A 14887-nucleotide genomic window follows, 5' to 3' on the forward strand; every position below is an offset into this window, starting at 1 on the left:
GCGAATCATCGCGGCTTTTTTCTTACCCGGCAGAACTCAGTGAATCATTTCACGAATCTGCTCATGGCTTGGGAACGCATCGAGCTTTTCAAAGCGGACGCTACGATCATCTGACTTGGTCAGCGTGTACCAGGAAGGCTTGCGCTCTTCACCGACATAAACACCGCCCACCTCGTAGTTATCGCCGTCAACACCCAGAATAGCGATGGTCTTTACGCGCTGTTGCATTTCCATGTGACACCCCCAGCAGTTTATTTTTGTAGTTTATTTACACAAGTATAGCCTACCCCAGGGGGATGACAACGGTGTTAACCTGGGTCAATAGATACTTAGGATGAAATTTCAGCAACAAATGAGGGGAAGAGTTACGCGCACTACCGGTCGTTTGTAGCTGACTGACAACAAGCCGAGATTTCAACCATCACTTGTTATCGCCAGCACTTTTTATCAACAGCACTTGCTATCAGGCGGGACCTGTCGCTACCGGCCGGGCAGGATCGCGGATCCATTCGCTCCAGGAGCCAGCATAGAGGCGGGAACCTTTGAGCCCTGCAGCCTCCATCGCCAGCTGGTTCACACAGGCGGTCACACCAGAGCCACACATGTGCACCACCTCTTCGGGTTTACGCTCACCCAGCAGGGCCTGCCAGCGCTCACGCAGGATCTCCGGCGGCAGGAAGCAACCATCCTTGAGGTTGTCGGTAAACAGCTGATTGACCGCGCCCGGCACATGGCCGGCCACGGGATCGAGCGGCTCAACGTCACCACGGAAACGTTCCGGCGCGCGAGCATCCACCAGCAGGCAACTCTTAGCAGAGAGCATCAGCTGCAGGGAATCCGAGCTGACCACCGCATCGCTATCGACCTGAACGTTAGCCTCAGCATCGGTAACGGTTCGGTCGGGATCTCCGGTTTCGACCGCGCCGCTTGCAGCAAGCCAGGCACTCCAGCCGCCGTTCAGTACGGTAGTCTCAGCATGGCCCAACCAGCGCAGCAGCCACCAGCCGCGGGCCGCAAACGCCGCACCCGAGTCGTCATAGAGCACCACCTGACGGCCGGACCTGAGTCCCAGGGATTTCAGTTTAGCGAGCAGCAGCCCAGGGTCGGGCAGAGGATGGCGACCGGAGTCGAGCGTGATCGATGACGAAAAATCATCATCCAGATGCATATAGCAAGCGCCCGGGATATGGCCCGCGGCGAAGGCACGGGCCCCGGCGCTCAGATCCTCCGGCGAGGTAGAGAGTACAAAACGGCAATCAAGAATCAGCGGATCGTCCAAAGACAGAAACTGCTCAACACTAATCAGCGTATCGTACATCTCTCACTCCCTTTTCAGCGGTATGTAGAGCGTGGATCAGAGGTAGCCAGCCAGCTCCTCTTTGAGCAAGTCGAGCTCGTTCTGGGCTTTCTGTTTGGCCTTTTTCTTCAGCTGCTCGACCTCGGCGGTTTTCTCTTCCACCACGGCTACCGCTGCCGCGCCCTTATCATCGGCGCCAACAACGCGGTCGATCAGATGCTGAACCTGCTTGAGAATAGCGCGACGCTTACCCTCTTCGATACGGGCCAGCTCTTCGGCGCTCTTCTCTTTTTTCTTCTCATCTTGATCAACGCTGGCGGAAGGAACGTAAGTCAGCGGGCGGATGCCGGCGGCTATACGCACTTTCTCCAGCAAAGGTGCAGCCTGGGCGCGGGCTTTCTCTGCTCCCTTGTGCAGCACCTCTTCAACGTAGCCCATGTCGTTCATCAGCTCGTTGTAGCGGCTGCGCGGTGCGCTCAGCTTGGCATCGAGGAACTCAAACAGCTCTCGCTTGGCATCGCCCCAGGCGATCCCCTCTTCGTATTGGAGACGTAACTCTCCGCGCTCGATTTCATTGGCGAAGAGGCTGTAGAGCTGGAACAGGGTGCTGGTATCCGGGTCCTTGGGCTCGCCCGGCTCGCGCAGGTCGGTCTTGATCTTGTTGATCAGGCTGCGCAGTTCGTCGCTGGAGCAGAACAACGGAATGGTGTTGTCGTAGCTCTTGGACATCTTGCGACCGTCGAGGCCCGGAATCAGCTGGGTCTCTTCATCCACCAGCGCTTCCGGCAGGGTGAACAGCGGTTCGTAGACATGGTTGAAACGACCGGCCACGTCGCGGGCCATCTCGATATGCTGGATCTGGTCCTTGCCCACCGGAATGATATCGGCGTTGAACATCAGGATGTCCGCCGCCATCAGCACCGGGTAGCTGAACAGGCCCATGGTCACGCCGTCGTCCAGATCTTCGCTGCCCGCATCGCGGTTGGCGTCGGTGGCGGCCTTGTAGGCGTGGGCGCGGTTCATCAGTCCCTTGGAGGTCTGGCAGGTCAGAATCCAGGTCAGCTCCGGGATTTCGCGAATGTCGGTCTGACGGTAAAAAGTCGCCTTGTCGGTATCCAGTCCCAGCGCCAGCCAGGTTGCGGCGATCTCGCGGGTGGATCGTGCCACGCGCTCCGGGTCATGGCATTTGATCAGCGCATGATAGTCAGCCAGAAAGAAGTAGCTGTTGAAGTTCGGGTTCTCGCTTGCTTCGATGGCCGGTTTGATCGCGCCCAGGTAGTTGCCGATGTGCGGCGTACCCGAGGTGGTGATACCAGTCAGTACGGTCTTTTTACTCATCGTTTACTCTTTGGATCCTTCGCGTATGAGGGGCGATATCATACACGATATCGACCTTTGGAGGCTGTCTTGAGATGCAACAAGATGGTACAAAAATCGAAGCAAGGCATACACCTGTTCACCGCTTTTCCAAGGCTAACCTGCAACGAGAATAATAATGACCGAACTGCTCCCCTCATTTATCACCCTGGCCGGCTTTCTGATTCCTGCCGCGATCCTGGTAAAACGCCGCAAAGCACGCTCTGCCGGCGAGATCACCCATAGCCTGTTGATAGCCCTGTTCTGCATGCTCGGCGGCCTGCTCTTTGCGGGTACGCTGATCACGCTGCTCGGTGAGTCCCCAGCATTGCTCAATTCCTTTTTTGTCCTGTTCGGCGCGGTAATCTGCCTGATGGCGCAGCTATGGTTTCAGAAACGGCTGCAGAAACGTCGTAGCTGACCCCTGTTTTGACATCGTCTGCTGCCCATCCATACTTAAAGCGCTTACATCGGGCCGGATCAGACGCCGGCAAACGACAGATCAAAAACAGGAGGTTTAGAGATTATGGATACCAGTAGCCATACGTTGAATACCCTGTTCGAACAGTTGGGTTTGCCCAGCGATAGCGCTGCCATCGACCGCTTTATCGAGACTCACCGCCTGTTCAGCGAAGAGGTGCCGCTGCACGAAGCGACCTTCTGGACCGACTCCCAGGCAGCGTTTCTGCAGGATGCTATCCAGGCCGATTCCGACTGGGCTGAAGTGGTGGACGAGCTCAATATCCGTCTGCGTAACGAGCACTGACAGGCTTCAATTCACCGACATAGACCACGGCCGCAACCCGGCAAGGGTAGCGGCCGCCTTTTTCCCACCGGTCAGGTTGGGTATCATCGGGTTAACTCATCTCAAGGATTGCAGGCCCGACTCCGATGCTGACTCTGATCTCCCCCGCAAAAACTCTGGATTACGAAACCCCGCTGGCCACCGACAGGCACACCGAGCCGCGCTTTCTGGAGCACTCTGCCGAGCTGATCGAGCAGCTGCGCACACTCGCCGTGCAGGATATCGCCGACCTTATGAAGCTGAGCGACAAGCTCTCCAGCCTTAACGTAGCCCGCTACGAAAGCTGGGATCGCAAGCATACGCTGGATAACGCCCGCCCTGCCGTACTGGCGTTCAAGGGTGACGTTTACACCGGTCTGGAAGCGGAAAACTTCAGCGAAGACGATTTCGAGTTCGCCCAGAACCATCTGCGCATTCTGTCCGGCCTTTATGGCGTGCTGCGCCCGCTGGATCTGCTGGAACCTTACCGCCTGGAGATGGGCACCAAGCTGAAGAACAAGCGTGGCGATAACCTCTACCAGTTCTGGGGCAACATCATCACCGAATCCCTGCAGGCGGAGCTACGCGAGCAGGCAAACCCTGTGCTGGTGAACCTGGCTTCCAATGAATACTACAAGTCAGTGAAGCCGAAGAACCTGGATTGCGAGATTATCACCCCGGACTTCAAGGATCTGAAAAACGGCCAGTACAAGATCATAAGCTTCTACGCCAAGAAGGCGCGAGGCCTGATGAGCCGATATATCATCGAAAACCGTATCGATGAGCCAGAGGCGCTGAAGAATTTCGACCTGGAAGGGTACTACTTCAGTCCTGAGCAGTCTGAGGGGAATAAGTGGATCTTCTTGCGGGATGAGCCGCCGGCGAAGTAAACGTTAAGCTCCCCTGCAAGCTTAATCTGCATGAATCACGCTCGCCGCTGATGCAGGCGTCATCTTTACCTCTGCATTTTTCAAGCGCAGGTTTCGCCTGCTGGCGAATCAGGGGCCTTGGACGGCCAAGGCCCCTGATAACCCCAAGCCGCCCCTGCCGCTTGATCGGCTACGCCGATTTCCCTGTGCTTCTCGCCTGAAAGAGCGGGGCCTGAAACTCGGCTTCGCCTCAGACAGCAGGCCCCTTGTTTCTCTTTCAGGCTGCGATGCTCGGCTGCGCAGAAGGGGAAACCTTGGTGCCCTTAGTGGGACCAGAGCCATAGTAAAATTAAGCACCCTGATCGACAGCAAAAATATGACACGCCAATCAGCTAACCGAAGTCCCTTTACCTGAGATGTTTAATCAAAGTAAACCTACCAAATCCCTCCCAATCAGAGCCGAGTCCCAGGTGCCAGCCCCCGGGTGATTTCGGAGTCTACTCCAGCCATTATTTCGGCCAGCAGTTGGCCGGTGGTGGGTCCCAGGGTGAAGCCCTGGTGGCCGTGGCCGAAGTTGAACCACATACCCTGGTGGTTCGGCGCAGCGCCAACCAGTGGCAGCATATCGGGCATACAGGGACGGGTGCCGAACCATTGGGGTTCGTCAATGCGTTCGCCCAGGTCCACCAGGCTGCGCAAGGCTTCGGCGCCCCGCTCCAGCTGGGTCGGTTGCGTTTTTGAGTCGAGCGCTACCAGTGCAGCACCTGAGGTGACTCGCATCCCCTTTGCCATCGACGCCACGACGACACCATTATCGGCATCCAGAAACGGGCGCTTCAGTGCAAGCGGTGCATTGAAATGGCCGTGATAGCCACGTTTGTAGATCATCGGGATACGGTAGCCAAAGCGGCGCAGCAGTTGCGGTGACCAGGGGCCCAGGGCGATCACCACCTGCTCCGCCTCTATCGGTCCGCTCTCGCCTTCAACACGCCAGCCTTTGGCCGACTGCGAAAGCGTTTGCGCATCGCCCTGCCGATAGCTGCCTCCGCGCTGTAGAAACAGCGCCCGGTAGTCATCGGTCAGCGCGCCGGGATCGCGGCAGCTCCAGCTTTCGTTCCAGTGGATCACCCCGGCGGGCGCCTGTTTTAACGCAGGTTCCTCTTCACGATAGGTTGCACCATCGAGAATGCGTGAACTGATACCGTACTGCTCTTTGAACCGCGCCGCTTCCTTCGCCGCGCTTTCAAAGCCGCTTTGCTGGCGATAAACCTCCGACAAGCCATCGGTTGATATCAACGACTGCGCCCCGGCCGCAGCGACAAGAGGCGCATGATCGTCGGCGGCCCGGCTGGTGAGCTGGGAATAGATGCGGCTGATGCGGGCGTGCTCTGCGGGTGCTGAGTGACGGAAGTAACGCCAGAGTGCCGGCTTCATCCGCAGCAGCGCACCCGGCTGCCAGAGCACATCGTTACTGAAGCCACAGCCGTAACGGAACAGGGTCATCAGGTTCCTAGGCAACGCATAAGGCTCCGCCGCCTCGGTCTGGATCACACCGGCATTGCCATAGCTGGTCTCGCGACAGCTGCTGTGCCGGTCCACCAGCACTACCTGGTGCCCCTGCGCCTGCAGCGCCAGCGCGCTGGAAACGCCGACCATGCCGGCACCCAGAACCAGTATCTCTGACATCCGTCTCCGGCCTCCCGCCGTCTTTATTTCCCAGGCAATTCAGTCCTGGGCTTTTTAGTCCTGGGCAATGACGGTGATTTCAACCAGCGCATCGATCATCAGGCCACTCTGCACCGTGGTACGCACCGGTAGCGGCGCGTTGAAAAACTCGGCGTATACGCGGTTAAATTCGGCGAAATCCTCTTTTTTGGTCAGGTAGCAGGTACAGGAGGCGACGTTCGCCAGGCTCAGCCCCTCAAGCTCCAGGGTGGCGCTGATACGGTTCAGACAGTTACGGGTCTGAGCCGCAATCCCCTCGGGGATAGAGCCGTCCGGGTTGAAGCCGATCTCGCCGGAGAGATAGACGTTGTTGTCGATACGGCGAACCTTGGAAAATGGCAAAGCAGATACAGAAGACATTCACAGCTCTCAGATAAAAAGTTAGTTGGTGAAAAGGCTCTTATCGACGAGAAACGCCCTGCTGCTGCGACCGCAGCGTCAGGCCGTCGATAATGATATCGAGCAGCATCTCAAAGCTGCTGTCGTAGGAAACATCGGCGCCGTTTTGCCAGCGCAACACGAAAATACGGTTGCTGATCAGTGGCAACACGGCATGAGTATGGGGAAAACTGTCGGCATCGATGTTCGCCACCCGGTCGGCGAAGGTCTGCTGCCAGCCATCGGCATCATCCGGTGGCGGTGCCAACTCCATGGTGACAAAACCGGACAAGCCGCCGATAAGCACATTGAACGCATCGCGCAGACTCTCGCCTTCAAAGCCTGCTTCCGCCAGTGCAGCCAGCACCGTCTCCACCCAGACGAGGTTGGCAACGCCGTTGGACTTCATCTGAGCCCCCAGCAGGGGCGCCACCTTCGGGTGTTGATGTACCAGATAACGGTAGCGGCGGAACACCGAGCGCAGGCGATCCTGCCAGCTCTGCTCCGGTTCAATTTCATCGGTCAGCGCAGCGGTAATCACGGCAGAAACTTCGGCGAACAGATCTTCCTGCCGGCCGCCCACATGCCAATAGATCACGGCGGGCGATACGCCCAGGGTTCTGGCCAGTTCACGCATGGAGAAGGCTGCGAGGCCTCGCTGGTCGATCTGCTCTATAGCCGCATTAACGATCTGGGTCTTATCGAGACCCACTGTTGCTGCCCTTCCCCGCAGCCCTGTTCTCTTATCGCTTTTGCTGGTCAAGAATCTGTTTTCCCGCTGCAGACGATTGCCTTTTGATCGTTTTGACGATACTACTTAATAGAACACCGTTCAATTAATCAATTGATCATCGTTCTATTGGCGCCAGCGGTTAAAAATCAGGCCGCCACTCAGACAGAATTCGATAAGCATCGATAAAAAGATATTGGAGTACACAGCATGGTCACGGGCCTTGATCCGCAGACACTGGAAGTAGGTTTTGATCTGCCGGCTCAGGTCGGAATGGATGAGAGCGAGATTCAGACCCCCTGTCTGATCCTCGATCTGGATGCGCTGGAGCGCAACATCATCAAAATGGGTGAATACGTGAAAACCCACGGCATGCGCCACCGGGTCCACGGCAAGATGCATAAATCGGTGGATGTGGCCAAGCTGCAGGAAAGGCTTGGCGGCGCCGACGGCGTCTGCTGCCAGAAGGTCTCGGAGGCCGAGGTGTTCGCCCGAGGCGGCATCAAGGATGTGCTGATCTCCAACCAGGTGCGTGACCCATTCAAGCTGAAACGCCTGGCTGAAATTCCCAAACTTGGCGCCCGCACCAGCGTCTGTATCGACGATATCGCTAACGTGGCTGAGCTGTCCGCAGCGGCACAAGCCGCAGGCACCGAGCTCGAATGCCTGGTGGAGATCGACTGCGGTGCCGGGCGTTGCGGCGTGGATACACCGGAGCAGGCGGTGGCGATCGCCCAGGCGATAGACACGGCAGACAACCTCAAGTTCGGTGGCATCCAGGCCTACCAGGGTGATATGCAGCACCTGCGCACCTATGCCGAGCGCAAGGAGAAACTGGATATTGCCGTGGCCAAGGCGAAGCAGGTGGTGGACGCGCTGACCGAGGCTGGTCTCAAGCCTGAACTGGTCACCGGCGGCGGCACCGGCTCCTACTACCTGGAGAGTAACTCGGGCGTTTACAACGAACTTCAGTGCGGCTCCTACGCCTTTATGGATGCGGATTACGGCCGCAACCTAAACCAGGATGGCCGCCGCATCGATCAGGGCGAGTGGGATAACGCGCTGTTTATTCTCACCAGCATCATGAGCCACGCCAAGGCGGACAAGGCGGTCTGTGATGCCGGTCTCAAGGTGCAGTCTGTGGATTCCGGTCTGCCGGTGATCTTTGGCCGTGAGGATGTGAAATACGTCAAATGTTCCGACGAGCACGGCGAGATCCAGGATCCGCACAACGTGCTGAAGATCAACGAGCGCCTGCGTCTGATCCCTGGTCACTGTGACCCCACCTGCAACATCCACGACTGGTACGTGGGCGTGCGCAACGGCAAAGTGGAAGCGCTCTGGCCTGTAAGCGCCCGCGGCAAAGCTTTCTAAACTCCGTAACCCACTGCTTACAACGCCGGGGTTAGCCCGGCGTTCGTCTCTATAGCCGCTTATTCCGCTGAGCCACCACTCTCCTTTCCCACTTCACTCCAACGCCATGCAAAGGGGTTCCAGAAACGCGGCGACCCCTTTCGGCAGGGTTCGCCCGGCCATGGTCTGAACCTCGATGGTTCGGGCACTCATCTCCCGGTCCTTGATTGGCAGCGCCTTGAGTTCGGAGCCATCATTCAGGTGGCGGATAGAGACCTCACCAAACAACGTGATCCCCCCCTGACAGGCAGCAAACTGGATCAGCGAATTGACAAAGTTGCACACCATCACCGGCTCGATCAGCAGCCCCTGGCGGCTGCAGCTCACATCGAACAGCTGACGCACGGTGGTATCGCGTGTCGGCAGCGCCAGTGGGTAGCTGCTGAGCTGGGCCAGCGTCACCTGTTTTTTCGACGCCAGCGGATGATCCTTGGCCATGATGGCGTAGATCGGCGCCATGATCCGCTTCTCCACCTTGATATCCTTTTCAGGCGGCGGCGAGATCGCCAGTCCTATATCGGCATTACCCTCACGTACCCGGCGCGTCACCTCGGCCGATGAACAGATCTGCAGATCGAAGTGGATCCCCCAATACTTCTTGCGGAACTCGCCGATCACATGGGGCAGCAGATAGCTCGCCAGACCTTCAATGCTGGCGATGTGAACCATCCCCTTCTGAATCCCTTCAAGGCCGGTGATCTCATCGATTATCCGCGCTGCCTCCAGGCGCGCCTTGCGCGCGTGTCCAGCCAGCAGTTCACCTGAAGGACTCAGGCGCATGCCGGTGGGAAGGCGCTCAAACAGCTGGGTGCCCAGCTCCGACTCTAGCCGCGCTATCTGCCGGCTCACCGCCGAGGGCGCCACATGCAGCTCATTGGAAGCCTTGTTGATGGAGCCCTGGCGAGCCACCTCGAGAAAGTAACGCAACGCATTATCAACTAGCGCCCGGTCATTCATATCTCTATCCTTTCACGCCCCGGAGGGTATTGCCGAAAAGGCAATACGTCATTCGAAAAATACATCTAACTGCATGCCTAAAGCCAGCGTTAGTATCGAATCAAACAGGGTCAAAGCACGACAACAGAACAGTGCGGACCTATATAAAGTTATGCCCCTGAGATTAGACCCGCTAAGGAGTACCACACGATGTTGAAACCGAAGTTCAACCGCCGTTCGACAGGACTCGGTATGCTGGCAGTAGCTGGCATGGCCAGCGCTCTTTCCTTTGCCGCTAACGTTCAGGCTGACACTACCGTTCGTGCCGTCATGCACGCAGCGCTGCGTGGTCTTGATCCGGTTGCCAGCAGTGCAACCATCACCAAGAACCACGGCTACATGATCTATGACACCCTGTTGGGTCTGGACGAGAACTACGCGCCGCAGCCGCAGATGGCTGACTGGGAAGTCTCCGAAGATGGCATGACTTACACCTTCTCCCTGCGCGACGGCCTTACCTGGCACGATGGTACACCGGTCACCGCCGCTGACTGTATCGCTTCCCTGAAGCGCTGGGGCACCTTCGATGCCGGCGGCAAGCTGCTGATGGCCAACACCGAGAGCCTCACTGCAGTTGATGACAAAACTTTCGAACTGAAGCTGGCCAAGCCGTTCGGCGAAGTGATCAGCCTGATCTCCAAGCCCTCTTCCGTTCCCGCATTCATGATGCCTGAAGCCGTAGCCAGCGTACCGAACGGTGAGCCGCTGCCGAACCAGATCGGTTCAGGCCCGTTCAAGTTTGTCGCCGACGAGTTCCAGCCGGGCGTCAAAGTGGTTTACGAAAAGTTTGATGAATACGTACCGCGTACTGAAGCACCAGAGGCCACCGCCGGCAGCAAAGAGGTGTATGTGGATCGCGTCGAATGGATCAACATGCCGGACGTGCAGACCACCATCAACGCCATCAACAGCGGCGATATCGATTACATCGAGCGTACTCCTTACGACCTGATGCCGCTGCTGGAAGCCAACCCTGAAGTACACACTGCAGTAAACGACCCCCTCGGCTGGATGTCTGTGGCACGTATGAACTTCCTGCACGCGCCGCTGAACGATGCCCGCATCCGCCGCGCCGCACTGCTGGCGGTGAGCCAGGAAGATGTGATGGCAGCGATGATCGGTGATCCGCGCTTCTACGAACTCTGCGCATCCGTATTCGGCTGCAACCACCCGCGTGACAGTGAAGTGGACGGCGAGTCCCTGACCAGCGGCGGTGACCTGGAACAGGCGAAAAAACTGCTGGAAGAAGCCGGCTACGACGGCACTCCGGTGGTGATTCTGCAGCCTACCGACGTGGCAACCCTGGCTCCGCAGCCGATCGTTGTGGCCCAGGCGCTGCGTAAGGCCGGCTTCAAGGTTGAACTGCGTCCGATGGACTGGCAGACCGTGGTCAGCCAGCGTGCCAGCAAGGACCTGCCGAGCGAAGGCGGCTGGGGCATGTTCATCACCAACTACAGCGTCGATGCGCTCTGGTCTCCGGTGGTTAACCCGCTGCTGATCTCCAGCGGCGAAACCGGCAGCTACTTCGGCTGGCCGGACATCCCTGAAATGGAAAAACTGCGTGCAGACTACGCCGCAACCACCGACGAAGATGCCCGCGCACAGCTGGTGACCGACGTGCAGAAACTTGCCATGCAGGAGGTCAACACCATCCCGCTGGGTCAGTTCAAACTGGTTAACGCTTGGCGTGACGATGTCTCCGACATCGTTCAGGGCCCGCTGACCGCCTTCTGGGGCATGAAGAAAGAGGACTAAGCTTAAGGCTTGGCACCTCTCTTTAAACCCTTGTAAAAAGCCCCGCCCGCCCGGGCGGGGTGCTCGATCCGATTCACCTCTATCCGGGGGATAAACCATGCTTGGTTACTTTATCCGTCGACTGCTGGCCGCCATACCCGTCATGCTCGTCGTCGCTCTTTCCGTGTTTTTGCTACTGCGCCTCTCGCCGGGCGATCCCGCTACCATCATCGCCGGTGAAATGGCCGATGCCGAGCAGGTTAACAACATCCGTACCGCCCTCGGCCTGAATGAACCGCTCCATACCCAGTTCTTTATCTGGATCGGTAACCTGCTTCAGGGTGACTTCGGCACCTCGCTGATCTCTCAGACTTCAGTGATGTCGATGATCTCCCAGCGTCTGGAGCCGACTATCAGCCTCGCTCTGGCCGCCATTACTCTGACCGTTCTGATCTCTGTGCCCCTGGGCGTTATCGCTGCCTGGAAACAGGGCAAGTGGATCGACAACCTGGTGATGTCCACCTCCGTGGTTGGCTTCTCGGTACCGGTCTTCGTTATCGGCTATATCCTGATCCAGGTGTTCGCCATCGAGCTGAAATGGCTGCCGGTACAGGGTTATCGCAGCATCGATGACGGCATCGGCGAGTTCATCACCCGCCTGATTCTGCCGGCGATGACGCTCTCTTCTGTCTATATCGCGCTGATCGCCCGTATGACCCGCGCCAGCATGCTGGAAGTACTCGGTGAGGATTACATCCGTACCGCCCGCGCCAAGGGCCTGGGCCAGCGTATCGTGCTGTTCCGTCACGCCCTGCGTAACGCTGCTGTGCCAATCCTGACCGTGGTCGGCGCCGGCTTCGCGCTGATGGTCTCCGGCGTGGTGGTCACCGAAACCGTGTTCAACATCCCCGGCCTTGGCCGCCTGATCGTGGATGCGGTGCTGTCCCGCGACTACCCGGTGATCCAGGCGCTGATTCTGCTGACCGCCGGCCTCTACGTGGTGATCAACCTGTTGATCGACCTGTCCTACGCCATCACTGACCCGAGGATCCGCTACTAATGCACGCACAGACTGTCTCCACCGAGATGCCTGCGAGCCGCGGCATCCACAAGCTGATGAGCAAGGTGTTCCGGGTACGCCCGAAGACCGCCACCATCGTTGCGGCCACCATCCTGCTGCTGATCGTACTGATGGCGATCTTCGCACCGATGATCGCCACCCATGATCCGGTCGAGATCTCGCCGGCCAACCGCCTCAAGGGCATGAGCGCCGAACATCTGCTCGGCACCGACGCCTTCGGTCGCGACCTGTTCTCCCGTGTGGTTTACGGCGCGCAGGTCTCCCTCACCGTGGGCCTGGGGGTTGCCTTCCTCTGCGTATTGATCGGTCTGCCGCTGGGTCTGCTGACCGGCTACTTCCGTACCCTGGATGCGATCCTGATGCGCTTTATGGATGGCCTGATGGCGATCCCCGGCATCCTCGCGGCGATTGCGATCGTGTCGCTGACCTCGGCCAACCTCTGGACGCTGATGATCGCGATCATGGTGCCGGAGATCCCGCAGATCGTGCGACTGGTGCGCTCCCAGGTGCTGGCCACCCGTGAAGAAGCGTTCGTGGAAGCCGCGGTGCTGATGGGTACGCCGACCCGCACCATCCTCTGGCGCCACCTGATGCCGAACACCTTTGCGCCGCTGATCGTGCAGTGCACCTATATCTGCGCCGCCGCGATCCTCACCGAAGCGACGCTGTCGTTCCTGGGTGTGGGCCTGAGTTCTGAAACACCGACCTGGGGCAACATCATGTCCGAGGGCCGAATCTACTTCCAGCTCAACCCCTCGATGATCCTCTGGGCGGGTCTGCTGCTGTCACTCTGCATCCTGTCGGTCAACCTGCTGGGTGACGCGGCCCGCGATGCGCTGGATCCGAAAATGAAGCGGAGGGAAGGCTGATGAGCACTGAAAACCCTGTACTGAAAGTCGATTCCCTGGTCGTTGAAACCGACGCCAAGGATCCGAAACAGATCCTCAAAGGCATCTCCTTTGAGATCCAGCCAGGCGAGACCCTCTGCCTGGTGGGCGAGAGCGGCTCCGGTAAGTCGGTCTCCTCGCTGACCACCATGGGCCTGCTGCCGGAGGGCGCCCTGCGCGCCGCCGGTGGTCGCATCCTGCTGGACGGAGAAGATCTGCTGCAGGCTTCTCCGAAGCGGATCAGCGAGCTGCGCGGCAGCCGCATGGCGATGATCTTCCAGGAGCCGATGACGGCACTGAACCCGGTACTGACCGTGGGCCGTCAGCTCGACGAAGTACTGGCCTGCCACACCTCTGAGCCGGCCGCCAAACGCCGCGAGATCGTGCTGGATGCACTGGAGCAGGTGCATCTGCCGGATATCGAGCGGATGTACGACAGCTACCCGCATCAGCTCTCCGGTGGCCAGCGTCAGCGCATCATGATCGCCATGGCGCTGCTGCTGAAGCCGAAGCTGCTGATCGCCGATGAGCCCACCACGGCGCTGGATGTGACCACCCAGCACCAGATCCTCAAGCTGATCCGCGAACTGCAGGAGAAACACGGCACCGCGGTGCTGTTCATCACCCACGATATGGGTGTGGTGGCGGATATCGCTCACCGCGTCTGCGTCATGCACTTCGGTGTCATCGTGGAACAGGGCGAGGTCAAACAGATCCTCTCCAACCCGCAGAAGCAGTACACCCGTGATCTGCTCTCGGCGGTGCCAAGCCTGACCCCGCGTGAACCTCGTCCGCAGCGTGGCCCGCGTCTGGTACTGGATGTGGCCGAGCTAGTGAAAGAATATGCGCCGAAGCGCGGCCTGCTGAGCTGGATTAAAAAGCCCAAGCCCGGCACCAAGGCGGTCAACAACATCAGCTTCAAGCTGTATGAAGGGCGAACCCTTGGCATCGTTGGCGAGTCCGGTTCCGGCAAGTCCACCCTGGCGCGCTGTGTGATGCGCCTGATCGACCCCACCGATGGCGTGATCCGTGTCGACGGCCAGCAGATCTCCGGCCTCACCGCCGTGGGCCTGAAGCCGCACCGTCACCGCATCCAGATGATCTTCCAGGATCCGTATCGTTCGCTGAACCCACGCCGCACCGTGGGCGACAGCCTGATCGAAGGCCCGATGAACTACGGCGCCAAGCGGGAAACCGCCCTGGGTCGGGCCGCGGAGCTTTTGCAGCTGGTGGGTCTGCCGGCGGATGCGATCAACCGCTTCCCGCACCAGTTCTCTGGTGGTCAGCGACAGCGCATCGCCATCGCCCGCGCCCTGGCCATGGAGCCGGATGTGATCGTGGCAGACGAGGCGGTCTCCGCCCTCGACGTATCGGTACAGGCACAGGTACTGGGCCTGCTGGACGATATCCAGGAGCGCCTCGGTATCGCGGTGCTGTTTATCACCCACGACCTGCGCGTCGCCGCACAGATCTGTGACGACGTGCTGGTGATGCAGCGCGGCAAGGTAGTCGAGTATGGCCCGGCCAACGATGTACTGGGCAACCCGACAGCGGAGTACACGCGCCAGTTGATCGAAGTGGCGCCGGGACGCTCCTGGGACTTCGCCAACTTTTCACCCGCAGGCTGAGCAACCGAG

At 59.0% G+C, this 14887-nt stretch carries 15 protein-coding genes; 8 read left to right on the plus strand and 7 right to left on the minus strand.

Features of this window, described 5'->3' with window-relative positions; genetic code table 11:
* Positions 1 to 36 precede the first annotated feature (36 nt).
* The 3 genes from C4S72_RS15665 to C4S72_RS15675 all read right to left on the minus strand — a co-directional run bounded on the left by C4S72_RS15665 (position 37) and on the right by C4S72_RS15675 (position 2635).
* On the minus strand, positions 37 to 234 hold the full coding sequence (locus C4S72_RS15665; RefSeq protein ID WP_104004104.1) for a hypothetical protein: 198 nt from the start codon (positions 232 to 234) through the stop codon (positions 37 to 39).
* Positions 235 to 463: 229 nt separating this feature from the next.
* The gene (locus tag C4S72_RS15670; protein ID WP_104004105.1) at positions 464 to 1318 is read right to left on the minus strand and encodes a sulfurtransferase; all 855 of its coding nucleotides are present in this window, start codon (positions 1316 to 1318) and stop codon (positions 464 to 466) included.
* Between the two features lie 36 nt (positions 1319 to 1354).
* On the minus strand, positions 1355 to 2635 hold the full coding sequence (locus C4S72_RS15675; RefSeq protein WP_104004106.1) for a tryptophan--tRNA ligase: 1281 nt from the start codon (positions 2633 to 2635) through the stop codon (positions 1355 to 1357).
* 157 nt (positions 2636 to 2792) lie between these two features.
* Here C4S72_RS15675 and C4S72_RS15680 point away from each other — a divergent pair, with 157 nt between their 5' ends.
* From C4S72_RS15680 to yaaA, 3 genes are all read left to right on the plus strand, one after another.
* Positions 2793 to 3074, plus strand: a complete 282-nt coding sequence (locus C4S72_RS15680) for a hypothetical protein (protein WP_104004107.1) — start codon at positions 2793 to 2795, stop codon at positions 3072 to 3074.
* 105 nt (positions 3075 to 3179) lie between these two features.
* The gene (locus tag C4S72_RS15685; RefSeq protein ID WP_104004108.1) at positions 3180 to 3419 is read left to right on the plus strand and encodes a DUF2789 domain-containing protein; all 240 of its coding nucleotides are present in this window, start codon (positions 3180 to 3182) and stop codon (positions 3417 to 3419) included.
* A gap of 125 nt (positions 3420 to 3544) precedes the next feature.
* Positions 3545 to 4327, plus strand: coding sequence for a peroxide stress protein YaaA (gene yaaA / locus C4S72_RS15690; protein WP_104004109.1), 783 nt, complete (start codon positions 3545 to 3547; stop codon positions 4325 to 4327).
* A gap of 432 nt (positions 4328 to 4759) precedes the next feature.
* Here the strand turns inward: yaaA and C4S72_RS15695 are convergent, their stop codons facing one another.
* The 3 genes from C4S72_RS15695 to C4S72_RS15705 are packed head-to-tail and all read right to left on the minus strand — an operon-like array spanning position 4760 to position 7121.
* Positions 4760 to 5992, minus strand: coding sequence for an NAD(P)/FAD-dependent oxidoreductase (locus C4S72_RS15695; RefSeq protein WP_104004110.1), 1233 nt, complete (start codon positions 5990 to 5992; stop codon positions 4760 to 4762).
* 54 nt (positions 5993 to 6046) lie between these two features.
* Positions 6047 to 6391 carry a RidA family protein gene (locus C4S72_RS15700; protein ID WP_104004111.1) on the minus strand — a complete coding sequence of 115 codons (345 nt, stop codon included), beginning with the start codon at positions 6389 to 6391 and terminating at the stop codon, positions 6047 to 6049.
* A gap of 40 nt (positions 6392 to 6431) precedes the next feature.
* Entirely contained in the window at positions 6432 to 7121 is a 690-nt protein-coding gene (locus C4S72_RS15705; protein WP_200826808.1) for a TetR/AcrR family transcriptional regulator, read from the minus strand.
* 228 nt (positions 7122 to 7349) lie between these two features.
* On the opposite strand from C4S72_RS15705, the gene bhcC reads away from it, so the two are divergent.
* Positions 7350 to 8513, plus strand: coding sequence for a 3-hydroxy-D-aspartate aldolase BhcC (gene bhcC, locus C4S72_RS15710; RefSeq protein WP_104004113.1), 1164 nt, complete (start codon positions 7350 to 7352; stop codon positions 8511 to 8513).
* 93 nt (positions 8514 to 8606) lie between these two features.
* On the opposite strand, the gene C4S72_RS15715 is transcribed toward bhcC, so the two are convergent.
* The gene (locus C4S72_RS15715) at positions 8607 to 9509 is read right to left on the minus strand and encodes a LysR family transcriptional regulator (RefSeq protein ID WP_104004114.1); all 903 of its coding nucleotides are present in this window, start codon (positions 9507 to 9509) and stop codon (positions 8607 to 8609) included.
* Positions 9510 to 9698: 189 nt separating this feature from the next.
* Here C4S72_RS15715 and C4S72_RS15720 point away from each other — a divergent pair, with 189 nt between their 5' ends.
* The 4 genes from C4S72_RS15720 (at position 9699) to C4S72_RS15735 (ending at position 14878) form a co-directional block, all read left to right on the plus strand.
* Positions 9699 to 11303 carry an ABC transporter substrate-binding protein gene (locus tag C4S72_RS15720; RefSeq protein ID WP_104004115.1) on the plus strand — a complete coding sequence of 535 codons (1605 nt, stop codon included), beginning with the start codon at positions 9699 to 9701 and terminating at the stop codon, positions 11301 to 11303.
* Between the two features lie 97 nt (positions 11304 to 11400).
* Entirely contained in the window at positions 11401 to 12342 is a 942-nt protein-coding gene (locus C4S72_RS15725; RefSeq protein WP_104004116.1) for an ABC transporter permease, read from the plus strand.
* Positions 12342 to 13232 (plus strand): ABC transporter permease, encoded by an 891-nt coding sequence (locus C4S72_RS15730; protein WP_200826809.1) that lies wholly within the window; start codon positions 12342 to 12344, stop codon positions 13230 to 13232. Before C4S72_RS15725 ends, C4S72_RS15730 begins: the two co-directional genes overlap by 1 nt.
* Positions 13232 to 14878 carry an ABC transporter ATP-binding protein gene (locus tag C4S72_RS15735; protein WP_104004117.1) on the plus strand — a complete coding sequence of 549 codons (1647 nt, stop codon included), beginning with the start codon at positions 13232 to 13234 and terminating at the stop codon, positions 14876 to 14878. Before C4S72_RS15730 ends, C4S72_RS15735 begins: the two co-directional genes overlap by 1 nt.
* The last annotated feature ends 9 nt before the right edge of the window (positions 14879 to 14887 follow it).

This window comes from Marinobacterium lutimaris (assembly GCF_900108065.1).
GTDB classification, from domain to species: domain Bacteria; phylum Pseudomonadota; class Gammaproteobacteria; order Pseudomonadales; family Balneatricaceae; genus Marinobacterium_D; species Marinobacterium_D lutimaris.